The sequence below is a fragment of the Bacteroidota bacterium genome (assembly GCA_039111535.1).
Taxonomy (GTDB): Bacteria; Bacteroidota; Rhodothermia; order Rhodothermales; family JAHQVL01; genus JBCCIM01.
The window spans coordinates 1-6,278 of record JBCCIM010000281.1 but is presented as its reverse complement, the minus strand read 5'-3'; the positions used below and the strand labels follow the sequence as shown (position 1 = coordinate 6,278).

General features: G+C 53.3%; 5 protein-coding genes. 3 read left to right on the top strand and 2 right to left on the bottom strand.

Annotated elements, in window-relative coordinates; translation table 11 throughout:
- The first annotated feature begins 150 nt into the window (after positions 1 to 150).
- Genes iolB through iolG form a run of 3 tightly spaced genes read left to right on the top strand, consistent with a single transcriptional unit; the run spans position 151 to position 3,999 of the window.
- Positions 151 to 1,041, top strand: coding sequence for a 5-deoxy-glucuronate isomerase (iolB, locus tag AAF564_25410; GenBank protein MEM8488908.1), 891 nt, complete (start codon positions 151 to 153; stop codon positions 1,039 to 1,041).
- Positions 1,042 to 1,092: 51 nt separating this feature from the next.
- Complete coding sequence (gene iolD / locus AAF564_25405; protein MEM8488907.1) at positions 1,093 to 2,976, top strand: 3D-(3,5/4)-trihydroxycyclohexane-1,2-dione acylhydrolase (decyclizing); 1,884 nt, start codon at positions 1,093 to 1,095, stop codon at positions 2,974 to 2,976.
- Positions 2,977 to 2,991: 15 nt separating this feature from the next.
- Positions 2,992 to 3,999, top strand: coding sequence for an inositol 2-dehydrogenase (gene iolG, locus AAF564_25400; GenBank protein MEM8488906.1), 1,008 nt, complete (start codon positions 2,992 to 2,994; stop codon positions 3,997 to 3,999).
- Positions 4,000 to 4,098: 99 nt separating this feature from the next.
- Here the strand turns inward: iolG and AAF564_25395 are convergent, their stop codons facing one another.
- Together AAF564_25395 and AAF564_25390 are read right to left on the bottom strand one after the other, a co-directional pair.
- On the bottom strand, positions 4,099 to 4,842 hold the full coding sequence (locus tag AAF564_25395) for a TerC family protein (GenBank protein ID MEM8488905.1): 744 nt from the start codon (positions 4,840 to 4,842) through the stop codon (positions 4,099 to 4,101).
- Between the two features lie 180 nt (positions 4,843 to 5,022).
- Positions 5,023 to 6,278 (bottom strand): aspartate aminotransferase family protein (locus AAF564_25390; protein ID MEM8488904.1); only part of this gene is annotated, 1,256 nt, incomplete at its 5' end.

The following is a 6,278-nucleotide window of genomic DNA, read 5'->3' as shown; positions in this document are numbered from 1 at the left end:
CGCTTCATTCGACTTTCTGCACTCGCAATTCAGCAGCTATCACATCTATTCCCAAAAAAGTGCATCGCAGAGGTGTACTAAACATTGCTTTCTCCTAAAATCCCTGTAGACCAAATCATTGAGCTACAGGCGACCCCTAAGGAGGATTTTATGCAGTACACCCCGGAAAATATACTGGTGAAGCCCAATGGGGCAGGCGTAGACGGCCTTGTCACTGAAGTCACGCCGGCGCTTGCCGGGTGGGAGTATATCAACTTTCAGGTTCGCCAGCTTGACGCAGGAGCAACATGGTCATTTGAAACAGGCGGACACGAGCTTGCAATTGTGGTGTTGAGCGGCACGGTGGACGTTGCTGCAAGCACGGGCAACTGGACAGGCATTGGGCAACGCGCAAACGTTTTTGAAGGGCCGGCAGATTCGATCTACCTGTCCATCAACACATCTTTTACGGTCACCGCACAGGCAAACACCGAGTTTGCCGTTGCCTGGGTGAAAGCAGAAGAGACATTTGCCCCGCAGCGGGTCAGTCCGGCCAATGTGGGTGTCGAGGTGCGAGGGGGCGACAACGTGACCCGCCAGATCAATGACATTCTGCCACCAGGTTCTGCGTGTCAAAGGTTGGTGCTGTGTGAAGTATATACGCCAAGTGGTGGATGGTCAAGCTATCCTCCCCACAAACACGATGTGCACAGGGAAGATGCGCAGGGCAATGTTGTAGAGGCTGACCTGGAAGAAGTGTATTATTACAAAATAAACCGGCCCGAAGGGTACGCCTACCAGCGTGTGTATACAGATGAACATTCTCCGTTGCACCAGGCCGGCTATCCGATCGATGCACTTGTAATGGCCCGCAATAACGATGTGGTGCTGGTGCCGGAAGGCTATCATCCGGTTGTGAGCCCGCCCGGGTATATCACCTACTACTTGAATGTGCTTGCCGGCAGTGCGCAGTCGCTTGCAAATGTAGACGATCCGCAATACACGTGGGTGAAAGATACCTACAAAACCAGGAACAGCGAAGTCCCGGTATATCCAGTATAATATCCGTGCCGTGTATGCGGTATTGAACTCACGAGTCCAGCTGTAACCACCATGAGCTCTCCAACTGAACGCCTGACGATGGCGCAGGCCCTGATCAAGTATCTTTCCATGCAATACGTATCGCGTGATGGTACGCGGCAACCGTTCTTTGCCGGCTGCTTCGGTATTTTTGGGCATGGCAATGTTTCGGGTATCGGACAGGCCTTGCAGGAATACCCCGAGGTCCGCTATTTCCAAAGCCGCAATGAGCAGTCTATGGTGCATAGTGCAGCCGCTTTTGCGCGCGTGAAGAACCGACTTCAAACCTTTGCCTGTACCTCTTCCATTGGGCCAGGCGCTACCAACATGATCACGGGTGCGGCTGCGGCAACCATCAACCGTATTCCTGTTTTGTTGCTGCCCGGTGATATCTTTGCCCGGCGCAATGTCGCGCCCGTGTTACAGCAATTGGAATCTGGGCATTCGCAAGATTTCTCGGTCAACGACTGTTTCAAACCTGTAAGCCGGTATTGGGACCGTATCAATCGCCCGGATCAGTTAATCACGGCATTGCCTGAAGCGATGCGTGTCTTGACGAGCCCGGCTGAAACAGGTACGGTCACGCTTGCACTGCCACAGGATGTCCAGACGGAAGCCCATGATTATCCCGTTGCGCTATTTGGTGAGAAAACCTGGCATATCCCGCGTAATCGACCAGATAAAACGGCATTGCAGCAGGCGGCACAATGGATTCGTGAAAGCAAGCGCCCGATGATTGTTGCCGGCGGTGGCGTGATTTACAGTGAAGCCACGGAGGTCCTGGCAGGACTTGTTGCGCAGACGGGCATTCCGGTTGGCGAGACCCACGCCGGCAAAGGCAGCCTGCGGTACGACAACCCACTCAACCTCGGCGCCCTCGGCGTTACGGGTAACCTTGCAGCGAATCGCATCAGCAAAGATGCCGATCTGATCATTGGTATTGGTACGCGCTACAGTGACTTTACCACGATGAGCAAAACGGCCTTTCAGCACCCGGATGTGCGGTTTGTCAACATCAATGTAGCAGAATTTGACGCGTTCAAGCATGCAGCACTACCGCTCGTTGGTGATGCTCGCGCAACGCTGGAAGAGTTAGCCGGCATGCTGGATGGCTATGCAGTGGCTGATGCCTATCGAGACGAAGCAACAGCGCTCCACCACAAATGGGAAGCAGAAGTTGATCGAATCTACGCGATCCGCCACGAGCCATTGATTAGTCAGGGAGAACTCATTGGCGTGGTAAACGACGAGGGCGACCCGGATGCAATCATGGTGAATGCCGCTGGCAGTATGCCCGGTGATTTGCATAAACTTTGGCGGGCACGTCATCCGAAGCAGTACCACATGGAATACGGGTACAGCTGCATGGGCTATGAAATTGCCGGCGGCCTGGGTATCAAAATGGCAGCGCCTGAACGGGAAGTTTATGTAATGGTGGGGGATGGCAGCTACCTCATGCTTTCTGCTGATATCACCACGGCTGTGCAGGAGGGCATCAAGCTGACCATTATCCTTGTGGATAACTTTGGGTATAAAAGCATCGGTGCGCTTAGCCGCTCATTGGGCCAGTGTGGATTTGGCACCCGGTACACGTATCCCGACAAAGGCATGATGGCGTCAGATGATATTGGGACGGATGCAAAGCCGTTGCCTATCGATCTTGCGAAAAACGCAGAAAGCCTGGGTGCTGAAGTAATCCGTTGTAAAACACATGCTGCGTTTTCTGCTGCGCTGAAGACAGCCGGCGCCAACGCGCATACAACAGTCATCCATATAGAAAATGACCGGTACCAGGATGTGCCGGGTTATGACAGTTGGTGGGACGTGCCGGTGGCCGAAGTCAGCACCATGCCTGGCGTGCAAGATGCACGTAAGAATTGGGAGAAGACCATGAAACAGGAGCGGGACTTTATTTAGACTTGTAGAGGCTTTGTGATAAATATTGGAATCATAGGCGCCGGCCGCATTGGTCAGCTCCACGCAAGCAACCTGGCACACCACATCCACAACGCCAATGTGGTTGCCATTACCGACATGAACGAAGCCGCCGCACAGCAAACGGCAGCTGCCCTTCAAATTTCGAACGTAGTGGCGAATCACGCAGCATTGCTCGCGCGAGCAGATGTAGATGCCGTGCTAATTTGCTCCTCCACCGATACACACGCCGGCTTTATCGAAGATGCTGCACGGGCAGGCAAACACATCTTTTGCGAAAAGCCCATTGCGTTCGACCTCGACGAAATTGATCGCGCGCTTGAAACCGTTGATCGGGCTGGGGTGAAACTACAAATCGGATTTAATCGCCGTTTTGACGCCAACGCAAGGCGGATGAAAGCCGGCATTGAGCAAGGAGAAGTAGGGACGGTACACCGACTTCACATTATCAGTCGCGATCCTTCACCACCGCCGATTGCGTATGTACGTCGTTCAGGTGGGATGTTTGTAGATATGACCATTCACGACTTCGACATGGCCCGTTTTCTGATGGGGTGTGAGGCAACCGAGATATACACAGCCGCTGGCGTGATGGTGAACCCTGAAATTGGTGCGGTTGGCGATGTGGATACGGCTGTCATCACCATGAAATTTGAAAATGGTGCGATCGTCACGATCGACAACAGCCGGGAAGCTGTGTACGGCTATGATCAGCGCATGGAAGTTTTTGGCAATGCTGGAAGCCTCGAGAGCAGCAACTTGCTCCCCGACCACGTGACGCACCGCAATAATGCTGCAGTTGCCGGAGCCAAGCCGCTGTACTTCTTTCTTGAAAGATACAACCAGAGTTTTATTGTAGAATTGCAGGCGTTTATCGATGCCATCATTGCAGATGAACCTGTACCCGTTAGCGGGATGGATGGGCGAATGCCCGTGGTGATGGGATTGGCTGCCCGCAGGTCATATGACGAGAACAGGCCTGTTCGGCTCGATGAGTACCAGTAGAACCATAGCAAAAAGGCCGGCTCAAAAGTGAGCCGGCCTTTTTGCGTATTCATAAGCGGTGTCTGCCCGGCGTCACTCATCTCGCCGGCAGATTCTATGCTATTCTTCGGTGAATCGCTTGTTCAGTTTTACCTTGTTTCCGCCTTTGCGCAGACGCAGATTCAGCATTTCCACAAATACAGAGAAGCCCATCGCGGAGTAAATGTATCCTTTGGGGATATGGGTGTCGAGGCCATCTGCAACGAGTGCCGTACCGATGAGGAGGAGGAACGAGAGGGCAAGCATTTTCACCGTTGGTCGCTGTTCTACAAAGTCACCGAGCGGTTTTGCAAAGATCATCATGAAGATGACCGCGACGATTACTGCGATGACCATAATGGAGAGCTCATCAGCCATCCCAATCGCTGTAATCACCGAGTCGAGCGAGAAAACAATATCCAGCAAAGCAATCTGCATCAATACACTGGCAAAAGATGGCGCTACGCGAGCAGATCGTTCACCATCTGCACCTTCAAGCTTATCGTGTATCTCATGGGTACTCTTCCCTATTAAAAAGAGCCCCCCAATAATGAGTATCAGGTCTCGACCTGAAATTGCATTACCCAATACGGTGAATATGGGAGAGGTTAGCTGTATCAGCCAACTGAGCGAAAAAAGCAACAGCACACGTGCTATCATCGCAAGGGCAAGACCGATAAAGCGCGCGCGATTCCTTTGGCCGTCGGGTAGCTTATCGACCAGAATCGAAATAAAAATAATGTTGTCAACGCCCAGGACAAGCTCCAGTGCTGTCAGCGTTAATAGGGCGATCCACCCTTCAGGGGTGGCAATCCATTCGAACATAAGAGTTAATCAATTTGAAGAAATACAGGTGCGGGTCGCGTGCGGACGCAAGATAATAGATTTGATATTGAATGGCGAACGCGGGGAGGGCGTGTCGAATGCCGGTTGTTGAATGCCGGTTGTTGAATGCCGAGTGAGGGATAGCGGCGCACCTCCACCACCACCTCCACCTATGCCGGCCTACACCCGGTCACATGCATTGGCGAGTCGGGTGAGTGCTTCGTTCATTTCAGCTTCCGTAATCAGTAGCGAGGGGCCGATGCGGATGGTTTGGCCGTGCATGCCACCCACACCTACCAGGAGGCCTTCTTTTTTGGTTGCTTCAAGCAGGGCTTTAACGCGATCGGGTGCCGGCACTTTGGAATCACGGTCCTTGACCAACTCAATGCCTTGCATGAGCCCTTTACCGCGCACTTCGCCAATCCAGGCATGCTTGTCATAGAGCTTGAAGAGGCCGGCCTTTAGCTGTGCACCGCGTGCAGCAGCGCGTGCCGGCACATGCTCGCGCTCCATCACCGTCATGGTTGCATGCGCCGCGGCCATTGAGACCGGATTGCCGCCAAAGGTGGAAATGGTCTTGGCCTGCCATGCTTCAGCAATTTCTGGTCGCGTGATAGTCGCGCCGACGGGGAAGCCATTGGCCATGCCTTTTGCCATCACCATAATGTCGGGTTCGACATCCCAATGCTCGATGGCAAACCAGTGGTCACCTGTTCTACCAAATCCGGGCTGCACTTCGTCGCAAATGAACAACCCACCGTATTTACGGATGATAGCTGCTGCCCGCTGGAAGTAGCCCGCTGGCGGGACAACCACACCGCCTACGCCCTGAATTGTCTCTGCAAAGAAAGCAGCCGGCTTGCCATTTGTTGTTGTACGGATGACTTCTTCTAAATCGTGTGCAAACAGGTCAGCCAATGCCTCTTCAGACAGGTTGCCCGGCGTGCGATAAGGGTAGGGGACCATCGCATGGCGTACATGTGCAATGCCGCCAGCTTTCGGCCGCCAGGCTGATTGCGCTGTAAGCGTAGCAGCTAACGCCGTCCGCCCGGAATAACTGTGCCGTAGCGCAATCACTTCGTGTTGCCCGGTGTATTGCTGGGCCAGCATAATGGCAGTTTCAACTGCTTCCGAGCCACTATTGGTGAAATAGCAACTGCTGAGTTCGCCCGGACTAATCCGTCCCAGTTGCTCAGCTACCTGAAGCTGGTTCTCGGTTATGTAAAGGGTGGAGGTGTGTCCCAGCCGGCCAATTTGCTTGCGCACCGCTGAGACCACATCCGGATTGCAGTGACCGACAGAAGTGGTTAGAATACCAGCAAAAAAGTCGAGGTATTCAGCACCATCGGTGTCACGTACCCAGACACCTTCAGCATCTGAAACGACAATTGGTTCTTGGTATAACGTGGTTACACAAGGGAAAAGCACACGGCGTT

Coding starts and splice junctions, on each gene's coding strand:
- AAF564_25395 (MEM8488905.1), bottom strand. CDS start 4,842: ATGTTCGAATGGATTGCCACCCCTGAAGGGTGGATCGCCCTATTAACG.
- iolB (MEM8488908.1), top strand. CDS start 151: ATGCAGTACACCCCGGAAAATATACTGGTGAAGCCCAATGGGGCAGGC.
- iolD (MEM8488907.1), top strand. CDS start 1,093: ATGAGCTCTCCAACTGAACGCCTGACGATGGCGCAGGCCCTGATCAAG.